The following is a 24,558-nucleotide window of genomic DNA, read 5'->3' as shown; positions in this document are numbered from 1 at the left end:
GTGGAACAGGCATCTTGCCTGTTGCTCAAAAGGTGGAACAGGCATCTTGCCTGTTGCTCAAAAGGTGGAACAGGCATTTTGCCTGTTGCTCAAAAGGTGGAACAGGCATCTTGCCTGTTGCTCAAAAGGTGGAACAGGCATCTTGCCTGTTGCTGTATTTCACAATGCTGTCATTAACTGAATTAGCTCGATCGACAAATCTCTTTGCGACTTTTGGTGCTTCTTAAACAAAACTCCAGCCAGCAGATAGATGTTTTCCGTATAAAAAGCCATTCCCTGTTCTCTGAGAGTGGCGATCGCGCTTTTCACCTTCGGTTCCGAGCTATAATAGCCAAAATTTAAAGGTGCAATTTCAAAATTCGCAACCGAGTAGCCTCGATCCAAGGCATAATCGATCAAACCCACAGGATTAGAATAGCTAGAAACCATCAGCAAAACTTCATCGCAGCCCAAAGATAAAAGTTTTTTAGCAATTGTCGAACCATCACTCCCGCCGTGCAACAGAGGCTGGTAAATCTTATCATCCACCGCCGGCAAGTAAGGCGGATTTGAGATGACACAATCCGCCGACTCGTATAAAGGCGAATCAAAAAAAGAGCAATTGTTGACGGTGTATCGTTCGCTCAGTTCATATTGCTTAATTTGAGACTGAGCAATTTTCCAAGCTACATTATTTAGCTCAAATCCCTGTATCGTCCCATCAAAATCACTTCTCAGCAAAGACTTAATAACTGGACTTCCCTCTCCTGAACCAAACTCTACGATAAGTCGAGAATTGTCACTAGCATTTAACACTAAACTTTCCAAGCAGTGCGCGTAAAAATCCGATTCTTCCGGGCAGTGGAATACCTGTTTGAGAGGATGGGATGAAGTGAGCATAAATTCTGTAACAAAGTTTACTTTCTTTTTAAATTATCCAATAAGTAATATTGCAGCCATCTGTCGCAAGAGCTATTTTATCAACTTGTGCAATCTATCTCTTCCTGTTTTACCTGGTGCGATCGAATAACTATTACTGCAGGCAGATTCTCCAATTAACTAGATTAATCCGATTGACAGATTGCAATTAGAGCGATTGCTGCTGAGATAGTACCTAAGCAAATAATTGTAAATTTTAATAGTGTCAGATATGACCTTTTTTAATTATTCAGTTCCGCCTCTGCGCCGGAAACAGCTTAACATCGAGGTTCCGGAGTTAGAAGGGCTTTGGCAGGTTCAGTTTCCCCTTGGCAAAGATCGATTTTATTCACAATTTTATACTTGTCTCGATCGTACTTGCTTGCTGTGGAGCTTGCTGTTAATACCCATATTCGGCACAGCACAATTTTTTTCGGTGAGTTGGATGCTGCAAGCCGGTTTGTGGTCAGCGCTCAGCCTCGTAGGTACAGCCGCAATGGTAAGCATGACATACTCTTGGGTCAAAATAGAACGCCTGCTTTGGGTGCTTTACGGTTGGGTAATACTAATGTTATTAGGATTGCTGCTGACCGATTTAGCAATTTTTCTCAGTTGGGGAAAAGTATTGGCGAATCTCTGTCCCCTGTGGTTGGGAATGAGCGGAATAGGGTATTTGGGGACTGGATTTGCAGTGCGATCGCGCGCGCTTTTAGCTGCAAGTTTACTTCACCTGGTGGGAATTTTGATTTTGCCTTACACGGGCGGTTGGTCTTTCCTATTTACGGGAACCGTAATGGTATTTAGCTTGCTGGTTTTAGCCGAATTGCAATGGGATATGCGCCAGCCGATTAACAGGCTCGATTAACTTGTGTACCACCGCGATTCCAACAGCTATCAACGTCAAGCATTAATCACAAGTGATGAGTACATTGCTAATGACTGATGAGATCATGCCCGCTAGAATAACGTCACTGCAATTGGTTGGTAGTGAGGATTCTTCGTTTTCATCAAAAGTTGAGGAATGAAGCCCTCACTACACAGCTAATAGGGGTTATGTTAGCGGACACGATATAGCAATCCTCGCATCAGTTGTACAAATATGTAGGGGTAGTGCTAAGAGTGCCTACCCCCCACGGATCGGGGCAACCACGGGGGGTTTGCCCCTACAAAAATTACACAATTCATTTAGGATTGCTATATTACTGATGGCTGATAACTAATTGCCACCAGACTGTACAGATTTGCGGGTTTGGTTAGTATCGTCGCCCTTGTGATGCCACGTGCCACCTTCGCCTTTAACATATTCAGATTTTACACTGTTCCAAGCAACGCTAGTAGCACCATCTGCGCTCATTCCATCTTCGCTAGCGCTCTTAAAAGCAGCCTGAAAAATTTGTTGAGATCCTTGGGGGAGTTCTTGTGCTTCCGAAGGTAAGGTGTCAAATTGTTGTTCTGGCATAATGACCTCTAATTATTAAACAGAAATTAAATCTTATATACTATAACCCTCTCCTTTCCTCTCTCTAAAAGCAAGTTTTAAACCCCATTATTCTCATTCCTGCGACAGATGTAATTTTAAAGTTATTCGCACCCCGAAAACTAATTGACTTGCCGTTGCAGGTTCAGCCGTATTTGGGTAATTTATTTTGTGAAACAGTCATTAATCTGATTTCGGCTTTTTCACTTGCGAATTTAGAAAAACCGATGAATATTAGATAGCGAATTCTGGGAATAATTCGATACAGCGTAGTTTCTTTTGGCTTGTACAATGTGTTAAAAAATAAGCGCTATTTCGCATAGTTTTGGCTTTACTATATCAGAGTTTAGCCGATCGCACTCACAAGCAATCCTGACGACTGCGCCGCCGCTGGTTAATTGAATCTCGCGCGGGCCGCACTCGGACAGCCCTCAGTTCGCCTTCCTGTTTAACGCAAGTCAAAGCCCCGTCTAAAGACTCGCTGTTGCGGGGTTGTAGGCGCTCTGGGACTATGAGCGGTCGATCGGGCGTTTTGAGATAATTTAGTTTCTTTCCTGGGAAAGTTTGAGCGGTATTCTGCCAGTGCCCAAATTGCCAGCAGCAAGTTAAGGAAAAATAACGCTCATAAAATTTGAAACTAACTCCTATGGCGTAGCGCTAACCCAAAATTGAGGGTGAGAAAATCAATAATTTCTGTCTCAAAGCACCAGCCGCCGGAGAAAATTTATAGGAAGAACCGCGCGCTTGTCTCAGAAACCCAGTTGATTCCTATATGTCTGGTGACTCAACCCAAAATTTTTCAGATCAACCCGCTTTTTATCCCCTGTAGACAAATTTTTATTTAGCTAGTCTGCCGCCCCATCAAATATCATCCACCACCTGAAATAAAACGCCATTTTGCCAAATATTCCTAAAGATGAATGGCGAACTGGAAGCATACCTAATAGCTTATAAACTGTTAACGCGGCGGTCTAATTTATCCGTGGGAAATAATCGAGGAAACGGGACTATATATACTCCTTTACCTTCATTATTCCGCAGCAAAGGTTAGAAAAGTTGCACGTTAAGCTGTCAATTTTACCCTGCGGTTTTGGCATCACAAGCGATCGCAGGTATCTACGTAAAAGCAAGCATTACCATGAAATCTTCTAAATTGTTGAAAGTTGTTTTAGCAAGCGCTTGTACTTTAGGTTTAGCAACGGTTTCCTTCGCAGTGCCTGCTTCTGCCCAGTCAGGCGGTGCTGGAAGCGGTGCAGGCACAACTGGTACAGGCACAGGCACAACTGGTACAGGCACCGGCACAACTGGTACGACAGACGGCACGACTGGCACCGGCACAACCGGTACAACAGACGGCGCGACGGGCACGGGTACAACCGGCACGGGTACAACAGGCACGGGTACAACCGGTACAACCGATACGACGGGCACTGGCACAACCGGTACAACCGATACAACCGGCACTGGCACAACCGATACAACCGGCACTGGCACAACCGGTACAACCGGGACAGGTACAACCGATACAACCGGGACAGGTACAACCGATACAACCGGGACAGGTACAACCGATACGACGGGCACGGGTACAACTGGTACAACCGGGACAGGTACAACCGATACAACCGGCACTGGCACAACCGATACAACTGGCACTGGCACAACCGATACAACGGGTACAACTGGCACAGGTACAACGGGTACAACCGGGACAGGTACAACGGGTACAACCGGGACAGGTACAACGGGTACAACTGGCACAGGTACAACGGGTACAACCGGGACAGGTACAACGGGTACAACCGGTACAACCGGGACAGGTACAACGGGTACAACTGGCACAGGTACAACGGGTACAACCGATACGACGGGCACGGGTACAACCGGTACAACCGGTACAACCGGTACAACGGGTACAACCGGTACAACCGGTACGACAGACGGTACGACATCGACGCCGGCTGATACTAATTCGGGAGTTTTGAGTGCTCGGCGCGATCGCCCCAACAATTTCGGGTGGCTGGGTGCCTTGGGCGCGTTTGGTTTGATCAACTTGTTTCGGAAAGGCAGTACACCCTCCCATCGGTAGTTTCTGGCGATTCCCGTAGGGAATAGTTTCGCTTCACATACTTTTGAAAACAACTTAGAGGCTTAGAAATTCATGACTTCACTCAATCGCAAAAATTTGTTCAAAAAATTGGTAACAGTTGCCGGAATTGCCGGCGTTAGTTCCTTGATAGCTGTGCCGGGATTGGCAGAATTAAACCGCCAGACTCACGGCTTCAACCAGTCGGGCGATCGAGTTCTTGAGCTTGCTGATAACGCTACCGACGATGCTACTACTCCCAACACTCCAAATACCCCCACCAACAACACTCCCGGCCGTTCTCCAAATAGCCCCATCAACAACACTCCCAGCCGTTCTCCCAACACTCCAACAGGTGGCGAAACTTCGCCTAATTCTCTCAGCAGCCAAGACAGAAACTTTGCCATGCAAGCAGGTCAAATTGGTATGATGGAAGTGCAGCTCGGCAGATTGGCAGTGCAGCGCGGTTCTAGTGCTAGTGTGAAACAATACGGGCAAGAAATGGTTGAGGAACACACCCAGGCTAATGAAGAATTGATGCAGTTAGCAATGCAAAAAGAGGTAAAACTGCCAACCGAAATGAGTACCCAGAACAAAGCTTTGATGGAGCGACTTTCGGGACTCTCTGGTACAAGTTTTGACAGGGCTTATAAGCAGGCTATGATCGACAGCCACAATCAGGCTATTGCTTTGTTTCAAGCTCAATCTCAACAGGGACAAGATCCCGAATTGAAGGCTTGGGCCACCCAAAAGTTGCCGAACCTTCAGGCGCACTTGCAAATGGTTAACCAAATGTTGGCAGATACCAGTCAGCCGTAATATCAGGTAGAGGAGGTAGAGTGCGATCGCCTAAAAGCCGATCGCACTCTACTTTTCCTAATTCGAGACTTAGCCTAAATTAATCATTTTTTAACAGACAGGCGTTCGATCGCCCGATCGCAGAAACAAGCAAGTGCGATCGGGCGATTTATTCAAAGAACACCAAATTAATTAGTCCTCAGTTTCGACAAAAACAGTCACAGCCGCCACAGCGATTAGCATTTCATCATTTTTATCATTCAGAGAGGCGATCGCCCTTCCTGGCACAATCATGCCTCCTTGCTCCACAATCAGAGTTTTGCTGCCAAAAGGCAGCACCGCCAACACCTCCTGTTCCCGCACTTGTTCCGGGTAAGGAACAGCCACCTTTACCTCAACAATCATCTGATTCGGGTCGCTCAAACCAGCCACTTCCCAGACGCCTAAGAGAGCATTGTGGGCGATCGCATTTCGTACAGCCCTTGCACAGGCTACAGTCGGTTCCTGCCCGTGCTGGTCTATACCCATCCCCATTTCAATAATGAAACATTTACGTGCCATAGTTGCCCCTTGGTTGATTTTTATTTTTAGTTGATCGCAGTTTTTCCCCAAACAATTATCAACCAAAATGACCGCAGTTTATATTATTTTATCGATTCCTCGAATAACACAATAATCATCTCATTTAATCAAAAAAAGGTAACTTTTGACCAGAGCCAAACTGATATCAAATCAGTCCTTGTAAATCTAAAATCTAAAATCTAAAATCTAAAATGGTATAACTTATGGTAATATAACCAAATTCAGCTTTCCTAGCGGACTGCAAAACTCATCGCCAGCTTGAATCATGGATAGTTTTCTACCAATTGCCTACTTTCAAAACCAATTTCTCCCATTTACCGACGCCAAAATTTCCATAGCCACCCACGCACTGCACTACGGAACCGGAGTTTTAGGCGGGTTGCGGGGAATTCCAGACCCCCAAAATGCCGATCGAATATTGCTATTTAGATTAGACCGCCACTGTCAAAGATTAAGTCAAAGTGCCCGCTTCCTCAACTGCGATTTACCAGCCAGCAAAATCCAACAAATAATTATTGATTTTGTCCAGAAAAACAAACCAACAAAATCATTTTATATCCGCCCTTTTATCTACACATCCAGTTTAGGAATTGCCCCCCGACTGCACAACGTAGAAACAGACTTTTTTGTCTACGGATTAGAACTTTCCGACTATTTGCCCAAAGAAGGAGTCAACTGTAGAATTAGCTCTTGGTACCGCCAAGAAGACCGCAGTTTGCCCTTAAGAGGTAAAATTAGCGGCGCCTACATCACCTCAGCTTTAGCCAAAACCGAAGCAGTAGAATCCGGCTTCGACGAAGCAATTATGATGAACACTCAGGGAAAAGTCAGCGAAGCTTCAGGGATGAACATATTTGTCGCCAGAAACGGTAAATTAGTTACTCCCGGTTTCGAGCAAGATATTCTCGAAGGAATTACCAGAGACAGCGTAATCACAATCGCCAGAGACTTAGGAATTGAAGTCATAGAAAGACCCGTTGATAGATCAGAACTGTTGATTGCAGACGAAATTTTCCTCTGCGGAACCGCAGCCAAAATTACGCCAATTAAGCGAGTAGAAAACTATCACTTGCCCACAAACCGACCCATCACCGAAAAGATTTTGGACAAACTAACCGGGATTATAGAAAATCGCGACAGCAAGTATCAAGACTGGGTATTTCCGATTGATCTTAATTAACCGTTTGTAGTGAGGAGTTCAGTCCTTCTTTTAAGAACTAAATTCCTCACTACAAACCATCAACTGGACTGCCGTGTCCTTACACCCGTCTGCTCTATTTCATCGGCTTAAAAACTTCTATATCGACGCTCCAGAATTAACTACATCGATAATTAAGAAATGCTATGGAAGCTCGAGAATTTTACGAACAAGGATTCGACCTCGGTCGCAGGGGGCTGTACGAGGAAGCAGTTGCAGCTTTTACTCAAGCAATAAATCTCAATCCTGACTTTGTAGAAGCTTACATGATTCGTGCTACTGCTCGAAGTGGAACAGGAGATTTACAGGGGGGAATTGAAGATTTTGAGAAAGCTATGGATATCTACAGGGCTAGAGGACAATCGCAAATAGCTGATATGCTTTTAGTCCCCTGGAGTGCGCTGCACAATGAAATTAGGTTTAAGGACTAAAGTCCTTACTACAAACTAAAGTTCACTCACACAAAGCAGCCGCGTGAAATTGAATATGATCCTCGATAAAAGTCGCCACAAAATAATAGCTGTGATCGTAACCTTCCTGCATCCTTAAATTCAGCGGCTGTCCCGCTTTTGCACAAGCTTCCGCGAACACTTCCGGCAACAACTGCCCGTCAGCAAGAAACGAATCAGCCGTGCCGCAGTCAATCATAATCGGACGGTTGTATTGCGCTGCAAGCACCAATTCGCTAGCATCCCAAGCCCTCCAGATATCTCTGTCGCTGCCGAGGTAGTGTCCAAAAGCTTTTTGTCCCCAAGGGCAGCTCATTGGCGCGGAAATAGGCGCAAAAGCGGAAACTGAAAGATAGCGAGATCCATTTTTCAACGCGCAAATTAAAGCCCCGTGTCCGCCCATCGAATGACCGAAAATTCCTTGTTTTTCCGGTATCGCTGGAAAATTTTCGGCGATTAAATTTGGCAATTCATCAACCACATAACTGTACATTCGATAGTGAGCATTCCAAGGTGCGGCTGTCGCATCAACATAAAAACCTGCACCACTTCCTAAATCCCAATCGTCATCTTCCCCAGGGATGCCAGTATTGCGCGGGCTAGTGTCGGGCGCAACCAGCATTAACCCATATTTTGCCGCAAATTGTTGCGCCCCCGCTTTTGCCATAAAGTTCTCTTCTGTGCAGGTTAAACCAGATAGAAAATACAAAACTGGTACGGGTTGAGATAAAGCTTGCGGGGGCTGATAAACTGCGAATTTCATCTCGCTGTTGCAGGTTGAGGATTGATGGCTGTAAAAGCCGAGTTTGCCACCGAAAGTTTTCTGTTCTTTGTGCAGTTTTAGGGAGTCTGATATCATGTTAATTCTATTTCATTTTTGAATTAGATTTTTTTTAACCGCAGAGGGCGCAGAGGGCGCAGAGGAAGAGGGAAGAGAGAAAGATTTTTGTTCAAAATGTCAAAACTGTGCGAATTGATTGGCCTTTGTGCATTAATTCAAAGGCTTCATTGATTTTGTCGATCGGCATTACCTGAGTTACCAGACTGTCAATATCAATTTTACCGTCCATGTACCAATCCACAATCTTAGGCACATCAGTTCTGCCTTTTGCGCCACCAAAAGCCGTGCCTTTCCAAACCCTACCAGTTACTAGCTGAAACGGGCGGGTACTAATTTCTTGACCAGCTCCCGCTACCCCGACAATTACGCTCACGCCCCAACCTTTGTGGCAGCATTCTAAAGCTTGGCGCATCACATTAATGTTGCCGATACATTCAAAACTGTAATCTGCTCCGCCTTTGGTTAAATCTACTAAATAAGGCACTAAATCGCCTTCGACTTCGCGGGGATTGACAAAGTGAGTCATGCCGAATTTTTCCGCCATCTCTCGCTTGTCGGGGTTCAAGTCTACGCCGACAATCATGTTAGCTCCCACCATGCGAGCTGCTTGAATTACATTCAAACCCACGCCGCCCAAACCGAAAACTACCACATTAGAACCAGGCTCTACTTTCGCAGTATTAATGACAGCGCCGATGCCAGTTGTTACGCCGCAGCCGATTAAACAAACTTTATCAAAAGGAGCATCTTCGCGAATTTTGGCTACCGCAATTTCTGGCAATACTGTATAATTAGCAAAGGTAGAAGTTCCCATGTAATGGTATAGTTTCTGCCCATCTATGGAAAATCGGCTCGTGCCGTCGGGCATCACTCCCTGGCCTTGAGTCAGGCGAATTGCTTGACAGAGATTAGTTTTGCGGCTCAAACAATATTCGCAGTTGCGGCATTCGGGAATGTAGAGAGGAATTACCCGATCGCCCACTTTGACACTCGTGACTCCCGGCCCAACTTCTGCGACAATCCCGGCTCCCTCGTGGCCTAAAATAGCCGGAAACAAGCCTTCTGGATCGGCACCGGAAAGAGTGTAAGCGTCAGTGTGACAAACACCCGTGGCTTTAATTTCCACCAGCACCTCTCCAGCCCTCGGCCCATCTAGATCAACCGTTTCAATGCTCAAAGGTTTGCCGGCACTGCGAGCAACTGCTGCTTTTACTTTCATGCTTTCTCCTGCGATCGATTTGTCAATTAGCCAGTCAATATGTATTGTATTACTTAATGTCAAAATTCAGCAAATCTATGACAAAATTAATTGTAATTACCGGAGTCAGTCGCGGTCTCGGTCTTGCCATGACCGAAAAGTTTATTGAATTGGGACATACAGTTGTGGGATGCGCCCGTTCTTCCGAAGCGGTGAAAAAACTCCAACAAAAATATAGTGCGCCCCACCATTTTACTTGTTTGGATGTCACCAAGGACGATCGAGTAAAAGCTTGGGCCACAGAAATGCTGGCAAAAAATGCTCCCCCAGATTTGTTAATTAATAATGCAGGCGTAGCTAATCATCTCGCGCCCCTTTGGAATATCAGCAACGAAGAATTTTCTCAGGTAATTGATGTTAATATTAAAGGTACAGCTAATGTAATTCGTCACTTTGTCCCGGCAATGATTGCTCAAAAAAGTGGCATAATTGTCAACTTTAGTTCTGGTTGGGGAAGGTCAACTTCGCCGGAAGTCGCGCCCTATTGCGCTTCCAAGTGGGCAATAGAAGGACTTACGCGATCGCTCGCTCAAGAATTGCCCGCAGGTATGGCAGCATTTCCTTTGAATCCGGGGATAATTCACACCGATATGCTAGACATTTGTTTCGGAGAAGATGCGGCAAATTACCCGTCAGTCAAAGCATGGGTGCAAAAAGCAGTTCCTTTCTTACTAAAATTAAAAGCTTCCGATAACGGAATGCCGCTGACAGTTCCTGGATAATACAACAACCCTGGGAGGATTTGCGAACATCTCTCTTTTCTTCTCGTCTGCGCCCTCTGCGCTCTCTGCGGTTCATAAAAAAATCTCAAAAATGAAATAAAATTGCTATATTCCCAAATCACAACTCTTTCCCCAAATAGCCACTGTGAACTTGCCGCTAACCTCCCCCTCGCAAACCGAAACCCGCAAAGCAGACCACCTGCGGATTTGCCTCGAAGAAGACGTACAATTTCGCGAAACAACCAGCGGCCTCGAACGCTACCGTTTTGAACACTGCTGTTTGCCAGAACTCGATCGCACCGAAATCGATTTAACCTCCACATTTTTCGGCAAAAAACTAGCCGTTCCCCTGCTAATTTCCTCAATGACCGGCGGCACAGAATTAGCCCAGACAATCAATTATCGCCTCGCCGATGTCGCGCAAGAATACAAACTAGCAATGGGAGTCGGTTCCCAGCGAATTGTTGTAGAAAATCCTCAACTCGCTCCTACATTTGCCGTCCGTCGCCGCGCTCCAGATATTGTGTTATTTGCAAATATCGGAGCCGTTCAATTAAACTACAATTACGGTTTGGAACAGTGCCAAAAAATCATTGATATTCTCGAAGCAGATGCCCTAATTTTGCACCTCAATCCGCTGCAAGAGTGCGTCCAAACCGAAGGCGATACTAACTTTAAAGGACTGCTAGATAAAATTGCCAAATTGTGCGATAAATTACCAGTACCAGTTATTGCTAAAGAAGTCGGCAACGGTATTTCAGGAAAGATGGCAAAGAAATTGCTCGCTGCCGGGGTAGGTGCGATCGACATTGCCGGGGCCGGAGGCACTTCTTGGGCGAAAATAGAAGGAGAGCGAGCTAAAGATGGCAAGCAGCGCAGGTTAGGCGCAACCTTTGCCGACTGGGGAATACCAACAGCCGAGTGCATTGTCAGCACCCGCGCCGTAGCGCCGGATGTTCCTCTGATTGCCTCTGGAGGCTTGCAAAACGGGCTGGATGCAGCGAAGTCGATCGCCCTTGGCGCGGATATTGCGGGACTGGCGCGGCCGTTTCTACAAGCAGCAGCGGAATCGGAATCCGCCGCAGCCCTTCTAGCTGAGGCTTTAATTGCAGAAATCGCCACCGTGATGTTCTGTACGGGCTGCGGTAATTTGGATGAGCTAAAACATTCTGGGGTTTTGGAAAGGTTAAGATAAAAGTGAGTCAGCAGTCAAAAGTCATTAGTCAGCAGTCATTAGTCAACAGTCATTAGTCATTAGCTAATAACTAACGACACCAGAGAAGTGCTAAATCCTACTTGCAGGAATGACCAATAATATCGTTTCCGCCGACATCGGAATAATATTTTTCCGAGTGCAGTGCGAGCGGGACACTTGCACACTCGGTATCATTCCGTTCTAACCGGATTCGATATAACTAATAACTAATAACTAATGACTAATGACTAATGACTAATTACCAATAACCAATTATCTAATGAAAGATTTCCTAAAATATACCTGTGCAAGTTTACTGGGAACCTTCCTAGGATTGTTGCTGCTGGGCAGCATCGGATTGGGGGGACTGGTACTACTAATTGCTCTGGCGGCATCGTCGTCTAAAGATTCAGGCCCGCAAGTTAAAGATAAGTCTGTATTGGTATTAGACCTTTCTTTAAATATTACCGACAGCAAACCGAGCCGCAGCACTAGCGCGGCGATTGAAGAAGTGCTTTCGGAAGATTCCGGCGATACAGTGACGCTGCGGACTGTTTTAGACACGATCGAATATGCGAAAAAAGACCCGAAAATCGTTGGCCTTTATCTTGAAGGCAGCTCAAATTCGAGCAGCAGCGGGTTTGCCAATCTCAAAGAAGTTCGATCGGCCTTGCAGCGTTTCCGAGATGCCAAAAAACCCATTTTTGCTTACCAGATGGACTGGAATGAGCGAGATTATTACCTCGGTTCCGTTGCTAATACAATTGCCGTAAATCCTTACGGCGCTTTGGAAATCAACGGTTTTAGCAGTCAGGCAATGTTTCTCACTGGTGCTTTGGAAAAATACGGCGTGGGAGTGCAAGTGACTCGCGTCGGCAAATACAAGTCAGCCGTTGAGCCGTTTTTGCTCACAAAAATGAGTCCCGAAAATCGCCAGCAAACTCAAAAGTTGCTCGGAGATATGTGGGGAGAATACCTGAAAACTGTCGCCCCGAGTCGCAAAGTGACTGTTGGGCAACTGCAAGCGCTTGCAGATAAGGGCGGAATTTTGATGGCTGACGAAGCTCTCAAAAACAAGTTAGTTGATAAAGTTGTATACTTTGACGAAGTATCGACAGAACTCAAAAAACTCACAGGAACCGATAGCGAAAACAAATCTTTCAAGCAAATTAGTTTGAAAAATTACGCGAGAATTGCTGAAAATAAAAAATCAACTCGCGCTGACAAGAAAAACCAAATTGCTATACTTTACGCTGAAGGAGAGATTGTAGACGGGGAAGGGGGCCCGACTCAAGTAGGAGGCGATCGCATCGCTCAAGCAATGCGGAAAATCCGAGAAGATGAGGAAGTAAAAGCCGTAGTTTTGCGCGTCAACAGTCCCGGAGGCAGCGCGACGGGGGCCGAAGTAATTGCACGCGAAGTAATGCTGACGGGGAAAAAGAAACCAGTTATTGTTTCAATGGGCAATTTAGCAGCATCCGGCGGCTATTGGATTTCGATGGGTTCCAACCGCATTTTTGCCGAACCGAATACGATTACCGGTTCGATAGGCGTTTTTGGAATGCGGTTCAACGCCGAAAAGTTGGCTGCTAACAACGGCCTGACTTGGGACGTGGTGAAAACCGCCCGCTTTGCAGATATTAACACGGTTTCCCGCCCGAAAAATCCTCAAGAATTGGCGAATATTCAGAGGAGAGTCGATAGCATTTACGATCGATTTATTAGTAAAGTCGCCACCGCCCGCAAACTGCCGAAAAACCAGGTACAAGAAATTGCTCAAGGCAGGGTGTGGTCTGGTACGGCCGCGAAACAGTTGGGTTTAGTGGATGAAATTGGCGGTCTTGAAGATGCTGTCAGAGAGGCTGCTAAGCAAGCTAAACTAGGCGACGATTGGAAGGTGGAAGAATATCCAAAACGCCGCACTTTGGAGGAGCGAATTTTGGAAAGACTTTCAGGCGTTCACGTTTTGAAACCAGCCGCCAAACTCGACCCGCTAACGGCCGAATTTAAGAAAATGCAAGAGGAATTGGCTGCGATCAAGTCGATGAACGACCCGCAGGGGATTTACGTTCGCTTGCCTTTCAATTTGCGGATTGATTAATTAATACCAAATCCGGGATTTTTACCCCTTTATTCTTAGTCCCCCTCTGTTGAGACGAAAGTTTTGCTCTTGAACCGTTGCAAGCGCTGAGTCTGATAGGGGTTTTTAACCCGGGCTTGGTAAAAGTAGGCTGACAAGCGAATTTCTTGATGGTACAGCCCCCGGATTTATCCGTGGAATCAACCCAAAATCGAAAATCGAAAATCAGAAGAGCCCCCGCATTTATCCGTGGGGTCGCCTCTAAAATCTAAAATCTAAAATCTAAAATCGATTGACGCACCTACAAACAACTGAAAAACCCGGTTTCTTGAAGAAACCGGGTTTATGAATACCCTAAAAGTCGATTGACTGGGAATTGGCAATATTTGTTATGCAGCACGCTGAGTTAACAATCCCCAGATGAAAAGTAGAACTAGCGCACCTACGACTGCAAAAGCTATGCTGGGTAGAGTCAATGCTCCGAAGGATGCTCCCCCGCTCGTCCCCAGTAAGACTTGACCTAGATAACCTCCCACTAGGGCGCCCAAAATTCCTAAACCTGTTGTTGCCAGAAAGCCACCGCCTTGAGTTCCCGGATAAATGGCTTTGGCTAGCGCACCGGCAATCAATCCTAAAACGATCCAAGCAATAATTCCCATTTCTCTTTCTCCTGAATACTTAAACTTTTCTTGTGCCTTGTCTTATGTTCTAAGAATAACAACCCCTATCCCGCCCTTACCTCTACCGCAGGGATGAACCGAAAGTGGTAGGATTTCTCATGAATCGTCGGAGTTTGAGGCTGTTTAATATCTCAAAAGACTTAACCCACTTTTTCGAGGGAAGAAAGGTACTTATGCTCAAAGCAAAAGGGAAATAGGAGAATCTTTTCTGGGACTTTTTGTGTTTTGGTGGTTAAAAAAATTACAATATTTCTGTGAAATGAGGAAAGTTTGCGCCCGATGGATCTGACTCTGTGCATGATTGTGAAGAATGAAGAGGCAACACTGTCGCGGACTTTGGACAGCGTTAAGGGTGTTGTTGACGAAATGGTGGTGGTGGATACGGGATCGGGCGATCGCACCCGTGAAATTGCCAGAGAATTTGGGGCGAGGGTTTATGACTTTGAATGGTGCGACGACTTCGCAGCGGCGCGCAATGAGTGTCTCAAGCACGCCCAGGGCGACTGGATTTTGGTATTAGATGCCGATGAGGTTTTGGTACCGGAGATTCTACCTCAAATAAAGCCGGCAATTGCGAGCGATCGGCTGCTGCTAATCAATCTCATCCGCCAAGAAATCGGTGCCTCTCAATCTCCCTATTCCCTAGTGTCGCGCTTGTTCCGTAATCGCCTCGATATCCGCTTTTCTCGCCCTTACCACGCCATGGTAGACGACAGCGTGGCTGAGATTTTGCACAGGGAACCAAATTGGAAAATAGCTTCTCTCCCTGATGTGGCGATTTGGCACTCTGGTTATCAAAAAGATGCGATCGCCGCAAAAAGTAAATTCCAAAAAGCTCAAGCAGCCATGGAACGGTATATCGCTTATTATCCAAACGATGCTTATGCTTGTAGCAAATTAGGTGCGCTGTATGTAGAAAGCGGGCAAATCGGGCGGGGAATTAATTTATTAACCAAAGGCTTGACTGCTGCGGCAATTAATGATTCTATTCTTTACGAACTCAACTATCATTTGGGAATTGCATATCGCCAGCAGCAGCAATTTGTTAAAGCAAAAGAACACTATCAAGCGGCAATTAATACAGATGTGTTCCCCGCGCTCAAGTTGGGTGCTTACAATAATTTGGGCAATTTGCTCAAAGATGAAGGAGATTTGAAATCTGCTGAAAAAGCTTACAAAGCAGCTTTAAAAATTGACCCTAATTTTGGAGTAGGTCACTACAATTTAGGATTGACGCTGAAGGCAGCCGGAAATTTAGCAGATGCGATCGCCTATTACCGACAAGCGATAAAAATCGATCCCGAACACGCCGAAGCTCATCAAAACTTGGCAGTAGCCTTGCTCAAAATTGGCAAAATGCCAGAAAGTTTAGCAGAATTCAAAAGAGCGATCGCCCTTCACGAACAGCGCCGCCCCTTTGAAGCAGAACGCCTGCGCCGGGGACTACAAGAAATGGGTTTAATGTAACTGACATCTTGCACCCTCCGTCAAAAACCTGTAGGGGCGGGTTCACCAATAGCTTTAAAGGATACCCAAAGACTCAAAAACCCGCCCACACCCCGCGCTCAAGTTTTTTATTGACAGTTGTGCAAGATATAAGATGTAAGAAATAAAATCAAGCAATTATCTCTACTTTGCCGCTATCCAAATCGTAGCGGCCCCCAACAACTTTAAGCTTGCCCGCTTTGACTGCTTCCGCTAAAATAGGCGACGAGGATTGTAACTTATTTACATTCATTTTCACATTAGCTCTGACTGCGTTATCCCACGCATCGCCTGTTTGACCTTTAGTCGAATCAACTGCCGGTTTAATCGCCGCCACCAAAGTGCTAATGTGACCCGGCACAGCTTTACCATCTAAAGCTGCTTTGACAGCACCGCAGCGTTCGTGACCCAGAATTACTAATAGTGGCACTCCTAATTCTAAGGTGGCATATTCTATATTCCCGAGAACCACATCGTCGAGAAAATTGCCAGCTACTCGAATATCAAATAAGTCGCCTAATCCTTGGTCGAAAATAATTTCGGGAGCAACGCGCGAATCAGAACAAGCCAGGATGGTTGCAAACGGATGTTGACCCTGTGCTACTTCTACAACTCGCGATCGAGCTTGGTCGGGAAATGTCCGTTTTTGCTCAATGTAGCGTTGATTCCCCTCCATCAATTTCTTAAGAGCACTGTTAGGAGTAATGTCAGTAGGAGTAAGGTCAGAGATTGCCTCTGCCTTTGCTGCTTCTGCTTGTAAAAACGCAGGTGCCAAGCTGGCCGCCAGCATCCCTGCACCAGCCCTCAGCATTAAATTCCGTCGCGAAATCATACCTGTTCTTTCGCTTTTAGTCATTGCTTGCAACTCGGTTCAATTGTTTGTATTTGTTAGCATAATATATACCACAAGCTGAGTCAGACTTCTTTGATTTTTCTTTACAAGCTGCTCCGGCACAATATAAACTTCAAAAAAGTAGCCCATTTTTATTTCATTCCTATTTTATTTAGTAAAGTCAACGGCAGTCATCCTTCTGCGGACAGGGATGCTAGAATGTATCTAAAACGACAATTATTTATCAATGGATCGAAATGTCCTACGTCGCCAGCATTCATATCTATCCGGTAAAGTCCCTTGACGGCATAGCAGTCAGTCAAGCAACTATTCTAGCCAGCGGAGCTCTAGAAGGCGATCGCTCTTTTGCAATCTGCGATGCAGCAGGAGAATTGGTTAACACTAAGCACAACAGCGGAGTCCGTTTTCTACGCTTATCTTTTGACCTCAAAAAAAGAATTGCCGGTCTGAAAATTCAAGGCACCGAACAAGAAATATTTTTTCATGTAGATAGAGAACGCTTGGCAATAGAATGTTGGTTGAGCAACTACTTCGGTTTCCCTGTCAAATTAATTGAAAACTTGCTGACAGGTTTTCCCGACAATACCGCTGCACCAGGGCCAAGCATTATCAGTACCGAAACAATTGCCGAAGTTGCATCTTGGTTTCCGAGAGTTTGCGTTAACGAGATGCGCCATCGCTTGCGAGCTAATATTGAAATAGGAGATGTCCCGGCTTTTTGGGAAGACCAACTTTTACCACAAGCCGATGAAATTGTGAGGTTTAAAATAGGGACTGTAATATTTGAAGCTATTAATCCCGGTCATCCCTGTATCCTATCTACGCAAAATTATGCGGCGCAAGCAAGCGATCTAAATTTTAAAAATATACTAACAGCCAAGCAGAAGGAAATTATGCCTGACTTGGTAAAAAAAGGGCATTTAAATCACTTTAGTCGGCTGATAGTTAACACGCGGCTCGCACCTCAACCAGCAGAAAAAATATTACATATAGGAGACGAAGTTCAAATTATCACCGTCAGCAAATCCCTATTTAATACCATTTCTGATTAGTTGTAGGTTATGAGTCCGATCGAGCAGGCGGCAACTCCAAAGTAAGTTGACCTAAAACACCAGTTCTAAAATCGTTTAACATCTGCCGCGCCGTTCGTTCGACATCTCCTTTATACCTGTCTTTTGCTACCTCGTGCAGATAATCTTCACCATTACTAGAGGCTGCATCTAATTTATACCTGGATTTGAAACCAGATAGTGATATCAACGTGTCATCAGTCGCCTCCAGCCCTTGGAGCAAATCTACCATCGCTGCTGCTACTACCTGATTGTCGTAAGCTGCTTCGCCAATATCTTCGCAAATAGCTAATTTTATGGCATTTTCTTGATTGTTAATTCGGGTTGGGATCACTCCGGGGGCGTCTAATAATTCAATTTCGTCAGAAATGCGAATCCATCGCAGCGATTTAGTTACTCCAGCTCTGCGGGCACTGTCTACCACTCTCCGCCCTAACAGCCGATTAATTAAAGCAGATTTTCCGACATTGGGAAATCCCATCACCACTGCACGGACTGGACGGGGCAGCATACCTCGATCGAACCTTCTTTGATTTAGCTGCACCCCAGCATTCTGCACCGCATCCGCCACATCATGTACTCCGTGACCGTGCTCGGCATTAGTAAAATATGCAGTTTCCCCCTGGGACTCAAACCATGTTTCCCACGCCTCGCGCGATCGAGGCGTAATCATATCCATGCGGTTGACGACCAATACTCGCGGCTTGCCGCCCACCCAACTCGGCATTTGGGGGTGATAAGTAGCCAAGGGAATGCGGGCATCTCGGACTTCGAGTACCACATCTACCCGCTTTAGCTGTTCTTTTAATGCCCGTTCAGCTTTCGCAATGTGACCGGGATACCAGTGAATTTTCATTAGTTATTAGTTATTAGTCATTAGTCAGCAGTCATTAGTCAGCAGCCATTAGCCACCAGTCATTAGCCACCAGTCATTAGTCAGCAGCCATTAGCCACCAGTCATTAGCCATTAGTCGCTGTGTCAGGGCGGGTTTACGCATACCCTGGATTTACATAATAGATACGGGTGAACCCGCCCCTACAGAATCTAGGTTTATTTAGTCGGACACGATATAACACGTGACTAATGACTAATAACTAATGACTAATAACTAATGACTAATAACTAAGGCACAATCAAAACTGCACAAGGAGACAGATTGATCACCCGATTGGTAACGCTGTCAGACGCCCCATCATCGGTTAAACCCATCCCCCGACAGCCCATCACAATCAAATCGGCCCCAATTTCGTCAGCCACATCGCAAATCGTGAAAGCAGGTTTGCCTTCCCGTTCGATGATTTCAGCTTCAATTCCCTGCTGGGAAAACATCGATTGGGCCTCAGAAAGAAGTTTGGCGACTGCTTCGGGGGAAGTCATCACCTCTGACGGTGGGGCGTCGCCCTCCTCGGCGGGGGGTTCGACTACCGACAGAATAACTAAACGAGCACCGTAGGTTTTCACAATATTGACAACCTTTTCGGCAGCTTCGCGGGCTTCTCGGCTTTGATCTACAGGAAATAAGACTGTCTTGAACATACTGCACATCTCCGGGACACGGACTCCGATAAAATGTTTAGGTTAAGCCAATCAGTGCCGTTTGTTCCATCTTCCGTTTTTTGTACGGGCGCGGTTGAATGCGTCCGAGGCCGGGGTGCAAGTTACCAGTGCCGCCATTTCAACGGAATTCGACAAAAACACACATATTAGGAGGTTAATCCTGTGACAAAAAAAACTGTAGCAAATTTATCGGCATCGGACTTATCGGGCAAACGGGTATTGGTGCGGGCGGACTTTAACGTGCCGCTCGACAACGGCAATATCACCGATGATACTCGCATCCGGGCGGCTCTGCCGACAATTCAAGATTTAGCGTCCAAGGGCGCTAAGGTGATTTTGTGCAGCCACTTCGGCCGTCCCAAGGGTGTGACGGAGAAGTTGCGCTTGACGCCGGTTGCTGTGCGCCTGTCGGAATTGTTGGGCAAAGAGGTCAAAAAGACTGACGACTGCATCGGTGATGAAGTCGCTGCTACAGTCGCCGCGATGCAAGATGGCGATGTGCTGTTGCTGGAAAATGTCCGCTTCTACCCAGAGGAGGAGGCAAACGACCCAGAATTTGCTAAGAAGTTAGCTTCTGTGGCCGATTTGTATGTCAATGATGCTTTTGGTACTGCTCACCGGGCTCACGCTTCTACTGAGGGCGTTACTAAGTATCTGAGTCCTTCTGTGGCTGGGTTTTTGATGGAGAAGGAACTGCAATATCTCGGCAGTGCGATCGACAATCCGCAACGTCCTTTAGCTGCTATAATCGGCGGTTCTAAGGTTTCCAGCAAGATTGGAGTCATTGAAAAACTGCTCGAAAAGTGCGACAAACTGCTGTTGGGCGGTGGCATGGTTTTCACCTTCTACAAAGCTCGCGGCTTGAACGTGGGCAAGTCTTTGGTGGAAGATGACAAGCTTGAACTGGCTAAGTCTTTGGAAGCTAAGGCGAAGGAACGGGGAGTTGCTTTTCTGTTACCTACTGATGTGGTAGTTGCTGACAAGTTTGCTGCTGATGCTAACACTCAAACTGTCCCTGTTGAAAGCATCCCTGACGGTTGGATGGGTTTGGATATCGGCCCGGATTCAGTAAAAACTTTCCAAGATGCTTTGGCCGATTGCAAAACTGTCATCTGGAACGGGCCGATGGGCGTGTTTGAGATGGAGAAGTTTGCTGTGGGAACTGAAGGTATTGCTCATTCTTTGGCTGGACTTACTAAAACTGGTACTACCACAATTATCGGTGGTGGTGACTCGGTGGCGGCTGTGGAACAGTTGAATTTAGGCGAACAAATGAGCCACATTTCTACTGGTGGCGGTGCTAGTTTGGAGCTGCTCGAAGGTAAGGAATTGCCGGGTGTTGCTGCTTTAGATGAAGCTTAATTAAGTTAAGTAGGGCGGGCTTTGCCCGCCTTGCTGGAAGCAGGTCTATATCTTTGGCTGCGAATCATTTTTTTGAATATTTACCGCAGAGGGCGCAGAGAACGCAGAGGAAGAGAAAAGAGAGAAGGATATCGGTTTTAAGTCTATAGTTTGCTAGTATAATTTGTTTGAAGTAGCAGTGAGGTTTGTTTGTGAAACTTAAACTCTTGGCAACTGTAACGGCAAGTTTAGCTTTGTTTGGGCTGGCAGCTCCCGTTCAAGCTCAAAATCCCGATCATGTTAGGCAATTGCTGGAAACTAAACAGTGCGAAGGCTGTGACTTGAGAAATGCTGATTTGTTCAAGGCTAGCTTGTACAGAGCTAATTTAAGAGGAGCGGATTTAAGCGGAGCAAATCTCTATGAAGCTAATTTGCTGGAAGCGGATTTAAGTGATGCTAATTTGGCAAATGCTAACTTAGTTAATGCGGAGATGTACGGGGCTGAATTGAATGGTGCTAATCTGCGAAATGCGGATTTGTCTAATGCTTTTTTGGGGCGAGCGAATCTGACGAGTGCGGATTTGCGCGGTGCTAAACTTTTTAATGCGAATCTGGGCGAAGCTTATCTGCTGCAAGCTAATTTGTCTAATGCCGATTTGAGACGTTCGCTGCTGTTTAGAGTTAATTTGAATCGTGCGAATTTAAGCGGGGCGGATATGTCTTTCGCGGATGTGCGCGATACTAATTTGCAGAATGCTATTTTGTCAAATACTAGGCTTCCTGGGGCTCAGTTGGCCGGGACAAATATTGATGCGGCGAATAATGTGCGGCAGGGTGATTTGGAACGGGCAAACTTCCGGGGTACGAATTTGGGACCAGGGGTTTGTGTGATAACTAATTATCCTTATTGTGTTTTGAATGTGGAAGAAAAATTTTAGACTCTAGTTTTAGCTCCCAGATGAATCTGTAGAGTAAATCTAAAATCTAAAATCTAAAATCTAAAATCCCCTGGCTGGCGCACCCTAGGTTGATATCCGAGCTAAGTTTGAGGTGGTTTGTATCCTCTTTCTAGGGCAAATCTCACAAGCTGAGCACGATTTTCTAACTGTAATTTGCTGAAAATGCTGCCTAAATGAGCTTGCACAGTCCGGGGGCTAATAAACAGCCGATCGCTAATTTGTTTGTTAGTATAACCCTGGATAACCTCCCAAAAAACTCTTTCTTCGGCTGGTGTTAAAGGCAAAGGTGCAGGTGGTGGCAATACTGCCACAAATTGTGGTTCCACCGCCCTACCGCTAGAAGTTTGCAGCAGTCGGACAATTTCGGCGTGAATGCGGTGAGAGCGCTCTAACTGCGCTTTTACCTTGGCTAAGATTTCTTCAGACTGAAAAGGTTTTACCAGATAATCGTCACCGCCGATCGCATGACCTTCAACTTTTGACTCCAACTCGCCTTGACCCGACAAAAATATAAAGGGGACTAATTGTCCCAAACGGGTAGTTCTCAAACGGCGACAAAACTCAAACCCGTCCATTTCCGGCATCATGACATCTGAAATTACCAAATCTGGGGGGGCATTTTCAAAAATCGAGAGCGCCTCCACCCCTGAATTAGCGCATTCCACCCGATATCCTTGACTTTCCAGGTACATTGCTAAGACTGTTTGACAGTCTGCTTCGTCGTCCACCACTAATATTCTTTCCATGACAGGCTTGCACCAATTCCAGTTGGACAGTTTTTGAAACTGCCAGTCCCAAAGTAGGAACTTAATTGAGTTTACCTCCTGCAACTTGATAAAGGCTCGCAATTTCAACACGCCACACTTTCTCAAATCGTCCGATTAGGGGCGCCTAGCGCATAAAAGGGGAAGCAGTAGAGCAATATGGGGAACAATCTCCTTCTTTGACTCGCCTATCATCAAAAGCTACAAATTTTTATGAGGAAGCGTCCACTTTTCTGCAGAAAATAGAAGGTAAAAGAAATAATTTTACCCTATTAAACAGAAATCTTAGTGACACTTATACTATCCCTAGACGCGACATTGAAAGGTTTTTAGATTTTTCTGGTTCGGACACAGGTACAAAAGGGACAACGCGACCAGGTGCTGCTGAGGGCGGCCCGAACAAACTCGGGGCGGCAACCAACATACTTTCAATTATCGCTGCTGGTTCGGGGCGACTGAACAGATACCCCTGCATGATATCGCACTGATGTTGTTTCAAAAAATCTAGTTCTGCTTCTGTTTCCACTCCCTCAGCAATTACGGTCATATTCAAACTGTGACCCAGTAAAATTACTGCTGTAGTAATAGCAGCATTTTGAGGATCTTCGTTGGCATTACGGACGAAAATTCGATCGATCTTTAAACTGTCAAAAGCAAATTGCTTAAGATATCCTAAAGTAGCGTAACCGGTGCCGAAGTCGTCAATAGCAATCCGAATTCCTAGAGCTTTTAGTTGGTTTAAAGTAGCGCCTGCTACTGTCGCATTTTCCACCAAAGCGCTTTCGGTCATTTCTAATTCTAAATTAGCAGGCTCTAAACCTGTAGTTTCCAATATTTGGACGATTCGCGCCTTGAGTTCCGGGTCGGACAACTGCCGGGCCGACAAGTTTACTGATATTGTAAAGGGCGAAAACCCCGCCGCCAGCCAACTAGCGGCTTGAGCGCAAGCTGAAAGCAGTACCCACTCGCCAATCTGAATAATTAAACCTGTTTCTTCTGCTAAGGGAATAAATTCGCAGGGAGAAATTATACCTCGATCGGGATTTTGCCAGCGCACTAAAGCTTCGGCACCGATAACTTGGCCTGTCGCAATATTCACCTGCGGCTGATAATATACCTGAAACTCACCTTGTGCCAAAGCGTGGCGCAGCAAAGCTTCGAGAGCAAACTTTTCAGGAGAGAGAGTCGTAACCTTGGTGGAGTCGTTAACTAAATCTTTGAGTCTGGCTTCTGCTTGGTGAAGCGCGACTGTCAGCGGTTGAGTAATAGTTTGCCGTTTCAAGACGCGAGAAGCAATGGCCCCCAGCAATTCAGCCTTGGTAAACGGCTTTGTCAGGTAATCGTCGGCTCCCAATTCCATCCCGCGACGAAAATCGGTTTTGTCACTTTGAGCCGTGAGGAAAATAAATGGAATTGTTGCAGCTAGCGAGTTTTGCCGCAGAGTCCGCAACACGTCATAACCGTCGAGTTCCGGCATCTGCACATCGCACAAAATTAAATCCGGTATCTCCGAAAGTGCCATCTGCACTCCAACTCGACCGTTCTCGGCCGCAATGACCCGGTAGCTGTGAGATTCCAGGAGTTGCAGAAGAGTTTCCCGGATTAATTCGTCGTCTTCAATCACCAAAATTTTGAGCATGATACTTAGATAACAGATGGCACTATATATCTGAACCTGACTAACTCTAGCATACTCAAACTAGGGAATTAGTAATTGGGCCAATTAGCCAATAAATGATTAGCCAAATGGCTGAATATTTTCCCTCGGTTCTTAAGTCACAATCAAAGAACTGCCGAAATTGGGAATATCTCGCTCTCTTTCAACAGCAGAAAAGGGCTGCACCCGACTCCTTTGATAAACTTTTATGACAAAATTAGCAATATTTCTCATAAAAAAAATTAGCGAACAGTTTCAGTGCGCCGATGGCGGAAATTACTCAGGCTATCACTTATATGATGTCCGGTTAATTGTTGATAATTAGCCCGTGTTTTTACTGACAAACTAGAGTTTTCTCTCAATGGATGAATCAGGATGCTGCATCCTGATTCATCCAAACAAAGATACTTGCTTTCAGACAACAGTCGTGGAGAGATCAAAATTTTAGATTAAGGTTCAATCTCCCAGATTCATCTGTGAAGTAAATCTAAAATCTAAAATCTAAAATCGACTAAGGGATAACTTAACTATGGATCGCGAATTAAATAACTTACAATTTTAATTGTTATTGTGGGATGGGCGTCCCGCCCGTCTTTTTTGGACGGGCG

Annotated in this window: 24 protein-coding genes; 13 read left to right on the top strand and 11 right to left on the bottom strand. The window is 45.7% G+C overall.

Going from position 1 to position 24,558, the window contains the following annotated elements; all coding sequences use genetic code 11:
• Positions 1-227, top strand: a 227-nt coding sequence (locus tag QUB26_RS17690) for a hypothetical protein (RefSeq protein ID WP_333319034.1), incomplete at its 5' end; no start/stop codon positions are given.
• On the opposite strand, the gene QUB26_RS17685 is transcribed toward QUB26_RS17690, so the two are convergent.
• Positions 160-879: an SAM-dependent methyltransferase gene (locus tag QUB26_RS17685; protein ID WP_333241314.1), complete on the bottom strand. Its 720-nt coding sequence runs from the start codon at positions 877-879 to the stop codon at positions 160-162. The genes QUB26_RS17690 and QUB26_RS17685 overlap by 68 nt on opposite strands.
• A 250-nt stretch (positions 880-1,129) precedes the next feature.
• Here QUB26_RS17685 and QUB26_RS17680 point away from each other — a divergent pair, with 250 nt between their 5' ends.
• Positions 1,130-1,762 (top strand): hypothetical protein, encoded by a 633-nt coding sequence (locus tag QUB26_RS17680; RefSeq protein WP_333241312.1) that lies wholly within the window; start codon positions 1,130-1,132, stop codon positions 1,760-1,762.
• Between the two features lie 351 nt (positions 1,763-2,113).
• Here QUB26_RS17680 and QUB26_RS17675 read toward each other — a convergent pair whose 3' ends face one another.
• Positions 2,114-2,356, bottom strand: a complete 243-nt coding sequence (locus tag QUB26_RS17675) for a ChaB family protein (protein WP_333241310.1) — start codon at positions 2,354-2,356, stop codon at positions 2,114-2,116.
• A gap of 1,156 nt (positions 2,357-3,512) precedes the next feature.
• On the opposite strand from QUB26_RS17675, the gene QUB26_RS17670 reads away from it, so the two are divergent.
• Together QUB26_RS17670 and QUB26_RS17665 are read left to right on the top strand one after the other, a co-directional pair.
• A complete protein-coding gene (locus QUB26_RS17670; protein WP_333319032.1) occupies positions 3,513-4,463 on the top strand; it encodes a hypothetical protein in 951 nt (316 codons plus the stop codon).
• Between the two features lie 72 nt (positions 4,464-4,535).
• Positions 4,536-5,279 carry a DUF4142 domain-containing protein gene (locus QUB26_RS17665; RefSeq protein ID WP_333319030.1) on the top strand — a complete coding sequence of 248 codons (744 nt, stop codon included), beginning with the start codon at positions 4,536-4,538 and terminating at the stop codon, positions 5,277-5,279.
• A gap of 171 nt (positions 5,280-5,450) precedes the next feature.
• Here QUB26_RS17665 and QUB26_RS17660 read toward each other — a convergent pair whose 3' ends face one another.
• A complete protein-coding gene (locus QUB26_RS17660; protein WP_333241304.1) occupies positions 5,451-5,819 on the bottom strand; it encodes a Lin0512 family protein in 369 nt (122 codons plus the stop codon).
• 286 nt (positions 5,820-6,105) lie between these two features.
• Here QUB26_RS17660 and QUB26_RS17655 point away from each other — a divergent pair, with 286 nt between their 5' ends.
• Both QUB26_RS17655 and QUB26_RS17650 read left to right on the top strand, forming a co-directional pair.
• A complete protein-coding gene (locus QUB26_RS17655; protein ID WP_333241302.1) occupies positions 6,106-7,020 on the top strand; it encodes a branched-chain amino acid transaminase in 915 nt (304 codons plus the stop codon).
• Positions 7,021-7,184: 164 nt separating this feature from the next.
• Positions 7,185-7,469 carry a tetratricopeptide repeat protein gene (locus QUB26_RS17650; protein WP_332984688.1) on the top strand — a complete coding sequence of 95 codons (285 nt, stop codon included), beginning with the start codon at positions 7,185-7,187 and terminating at the stop codon, positions 7,467-7,469.
• Between the two features lie 22 nt (positions 7,470-7,491).
• Here QUB26_RS17650 and fghA read toward each other — a convergent pair whose 3' ends face one another.
• Together fghA and QUB26_RS17640 are read right to left on the bottom strand one after the other, a co-directional pair.
• The gene (gene fghA, locus QUB26_RS17645) at positions 7,492-8,346 is read right to left on the bottom strand and encodes an S-formylglutathione hydrolase (RefSeq protein ID WP_333319028.1); all 855 of its coding nucleotides are present in this window, start codon (positions 8,344-8,346) and stop codon (positions 7,492-7,494) included.
• A gap of 91 nt (positions 8,347-8,437) precedes the next feature.
• Positions 8,438-9,547, bottom strand: coding sequence for an S-(hydroxymethyl)glutathione dehydrogenase/class III alcohol dehydrogenase (locus QUB26_RS17640; protein ID WP_333319071.1), 1,110 nt, complete (start codon positions 9,545-9,547; stop codon positions 8,438-8,440).
• Between the two features lie 77 nt (positions 9,548-9,624).
• On the opposite strand from QUB26_RS17640, the gene QUB26_RS17635 reads away from it, so the two are divergent.
• From QUB26_RS17635 to sppA, 3 genes are all read left to right on the top strand, one after another.
• The gene (locus tag QUB26_RS17635; protein WP_333241298.1) at positions 9,625-10,308 is read left to right on the top strand and encodes an SDR family NAD(P)-dependent oxidoreductase; all 684 of its coding nucleotides are present in this window, start codon (positions 9,625-9,627) and stop codon (positions 10,306-10,308) included.
• Positions 10,309-10,453: 145 nt separating this feature from the next.
• Entirely contained in the window at positions 10,454-11,503 is a 1,050-nt protein-coding gene (gene fni, locus QUB26_RS17630) for a type 2 isopentenyl-diphosphate Delta-isomerase (RefSeq protein ID WP_333319026.1), read from the top strand.
• Between the two features lie 280 nt (positions 11,504-11,783).
• Positions 11,784-13,604, top strand: a complete 1,821-nt coding sequence (gene sppA, locus QUB26_RS17625) for a signal peptide peptidase SppA (protein WP_333319023.1) — start codon at positions 11,784-11,786, stop codon at positions 13,602-13,604.
• 368 nt (positions 13,605-13,972) lie between these two features.
• On the opposite strand, the gene QUB26_RS17620 is transcribed toward sppA, so the two are convergent.
• Positions 13,973-14,242, bottom strand: a complete 270-nt coding sequence (locus tag QUB26_RS17620) for a GlsB/YeaQ/YmgE family stress response membrane protein (protein WP_333052822.1) — start codon at positions 14,240-14,242, stop codon at positions 13,973-13,975.
• A 300-nt stretch (positions 14,243-14,542) separates the two neighbouring features.
• Between QUB26_RS17620 and QUB26_RS17615 the strand changes: the two genes are divergently transcribed.
• Entirely contained in the window at positions 14,543-15,730 is a 1,188-nt protein-coding gene (locus QUB26_RS17615; RefSeq protein WP_333241287.1) for a tetratricopeptide repeat protein, read from the top strand.
• A gap of 148 nt (positions 15,731-15,878) precedes the next feature.
• Here the strand turns inward: QUB26_RS17615 and QUB26_RS17610 are convergent, their stop codons facing one another.
• On the bottom strand, positions 15,879-16,604 hold the full coding sequence (locus tag QUB26_RS17610; RefSeq protein ID WP_333241283.1) for a carbonic anhydrase: 726 nt from the start codon (positions 16,602-16,604) through the stop codon (positions 15,879-15,881).
• Between the two features lie 233 nt (positions 16,605-16,837).
• On the opposite strand from QUB26_RS17610, the gene QUB26_RS17605 reads away from it, so the two are divergent.
• Positions 16,838-17,653 (top strand): MOSC N-terminal beta barrel domain-containing protein, encoded by an 816-nt coding sequence (locus QUB26_RS17605; protein WP_333241280.1) that lies wholly within the window; start codon positions 16,838-16,840, stop codon positions 17,651-17,653.
• A 7-nt stretch (positions 17,654-17,660) separates the two neighbouring features.
• Here the strand turns inward: QUB26_RS17605 and ylqF are convergent, their stop codons facing one another.
• Positions 17,661-18,527 carry a ribosome biogenesis GTPase YlqF gene (ylqF, locus tag QUB26_RS17600; RefSeq protein WP_333241278.1) on the bottom strand — a complete coding sequence of 289 codons (867 nt, stop codon included), beginning with the start codon at positions 18,525-18,527 and terminating at the stop codon, positions 17,661-17,663.
• Positions 18,528-18,794: 267 nt separating this feature from the next.
• On the bottom strand, positions 18,795-19,208 hold the full coding sequence (locus QUB26_RS17595; RefSeq protein WP_333052813.1) for a universal stress protein: 414 nt from the start codon (positions 19,206-19,208) through the stop codon (positions 18,795-18,797).
• A gap of 183 nt (positions 19,209-19,391) precedes the next feature.
• Here QUB26_RS17595 and QUB26_RS17590 point away from each other — a divergent pair, with 183 nt between their 5' ends.
• Entirely contained in the window at positions 19,392-20,591 is a 1,200-nt protein-coding gene (locus tag QUB26_RS17590) for a phosphoglycerate kinase (RefSeq protein ID WP_333052811.1), read from the top strand.
• Positions 20,592-20,782: 191 nt separating this feature from the next.
• Positions 20,783-21,508 (top strand): pentapeptide repeat-containing protein, encoded by a 726-nt coding sequence (locus QUB26_RS17585; RefSeq protein WP_333241276.1) that lies wholly within the window; start codon positions 20,783-20,785, stop codon positions 21,506-21,508.
• A 101-nt stretch (positions 21,509-21,609) separates the two neighbouring features.
• Here QUB26_RS17585 and QUB26_RS17580 read toward each other — a convergent pair whose 3' ends face one another.
• Together QUB26_RS17580 and QUB26_RS17575 are read right to left on the bottom strand one after the other, a co-directional pair.
• Positions 21,610-22,386 (bottom strand): response regulator, encoded by a 777-nt coding sequence (locus tag QUB26_RS17580; protein WP_445243023.1) that lies wholly within the window; start codon positions 22,384-22,386, stop codon positions 21,610-21,612.
• Between the two features lie 202 nt (positions 22,387-22,588).
• Positions 22,589-23,932: an EAL domain-containing response regulator gene (locus tag QUB26_RS17575; RefSeq protein WP_333052809.1), complete on the bottom strand. Its 1,344-nt coding sequence runs from the start codon at positions 23,930-23,932 to the stop codon at positions 22,589-22,591.
• Positions 23,933-24,558: the final 626 nt, after the last annotated feature.

The organism is Microcoleus sp. B4-C1 (assembly GCF_036705285.1).
GTDB lineage: Bacteria > Cyanobacteriota > Cyanobacteriia > Cyanobacteriales > Microcoleaceae > Microcoleus.
Note: the sequence above shows the minus strand (reverse complement) of the source record. Positions and strands in the feature narration are given on the sequence as shown.

Coding starts and splice junctions, on each gene's coding strand:
- QUB26_RS17685 (WP_333241314.1), bottom strand. CDS start 879: ATGCTCACTTCATCCCATCCTCTCAAACAGGTATTCCACTGCCCGGAA.
- QUB26_RS17680 (WP_333241312.1), top strand. CDS start 1,130: ATGACCTTTTTTAATTATTCAGTTCCGCCTCTGCGCCGGAAACAGCTT.
- QUB26_RS17675 (WP_333241310.1), bottom strand. CDS start 2,356: ATGCCAGAACAACAATTTGACACCTTACCTTCGGAAGCACAAGAACTC.
- QUB26_RS17670 (WP_333319032.1), top strand. CDS start 3,513: ATGAAATCTTCTAAATTGTTGAAAGTTGTTTTAGCAAGCGCTTGTACT.
- QUB26_RS17665 (WP_333319030.1), top strand. CDS start 4,536: ATGACTTCACTCAATCGCAAAAATTTGTTCAAAAAATTGGTAACAGTT.
- QUB26_RS17660 (WP_333241304.1), bottom strand. CDS start 5,819: ATGGCACGTAAATGTTTCATTATTGAAATGGGGATGGGTATAGACCAG.
- QUB26_RS17655 (WP_333241302.1), top strand. CDS start 6,106: ATGGATAGTTTTCTACCAATTGCCTACTTTCAAAACCAATTTCTCCCA.
- QUB26_RS17650 (WP_332984688.1), top strand. CDS start 7,185: ATGGAAGCTCGAGAATTTTACGAACAAGGATTCGACCTCGGTCGCAGG.
- fghA (WP_333319028.1), bottom strand. CDS start 8,346: ATGATATCAGACTCCCTAAAACTGCACAAAGAACAGAAAACTTTCGGT.
- QUB26_RS17640 (WP_333319071.1), bottom strand. CDS start 9,547: ATGAAAGTAAAAGCAGCAGTTGCTCGCAGTGCCGGCAAACCTTTGAGC.
- QUB26_RS17635 (WP_333241298.1), top strand. CDS start 9,625: ATGACAAAATTAATTGTAATTACCGGAGTCAGTCGCGGTCTCGGTCTT.
- sppA (WP_333319023.1), top strand. CDS start 11,784: ATGAAAGATTTCCTAAAATATACCTGTGCAAGTTTACTGGGAACCTTC.
- QUB26_RS17620 (WP_333052822.1), bottom strand. CDS start 14,242: ATGGGAATTATTGCTTGGATCGTTTTAGGATTGATTGCCGGTGCGCTA.
- QUB26_RS17615 (WP_333241287.1), top strand. CDS start 14,543: ATGGATCTGACTCTGTGCATGATTGTGAAGAATGAAGAGGCAACACTG.
- QUB26_RS17610 (WP_333241283.1), bottom strand. CDS start 16,604: ATGACTAAAAGCGAAAGAACAGGTATGATTTCGCGACGGAATTTAATG.
- QUB26_RS17605 (WP_333241280.1), top strand. CDS start 16,838: ATGTCCTACGTCGCCAGCATTCATATCTATCCGGTAAAGTCCCTTGAC.
- ylqF (WP_333241278.1), bottom strand. CDS start 18,527: ATGAAAATTCACTGGTATCCCGGTCACATTGCGAAAGCTGAACGGGCA.
- QUB26_RS17595 (WP_333052813.1), bottom strand. CDS start 19,208: ATGTTCAAGACAGTCTTATTTCCTGTAGATCAAAGCCGAGAAGCCCGC.
- QUB26_RS17575 (WP_333052809.1), bottom strand. CDS start 23,932: ATGCTCAAAATTTTGGTGATTGAAGACGACGAATTAATCCGGGAAACT.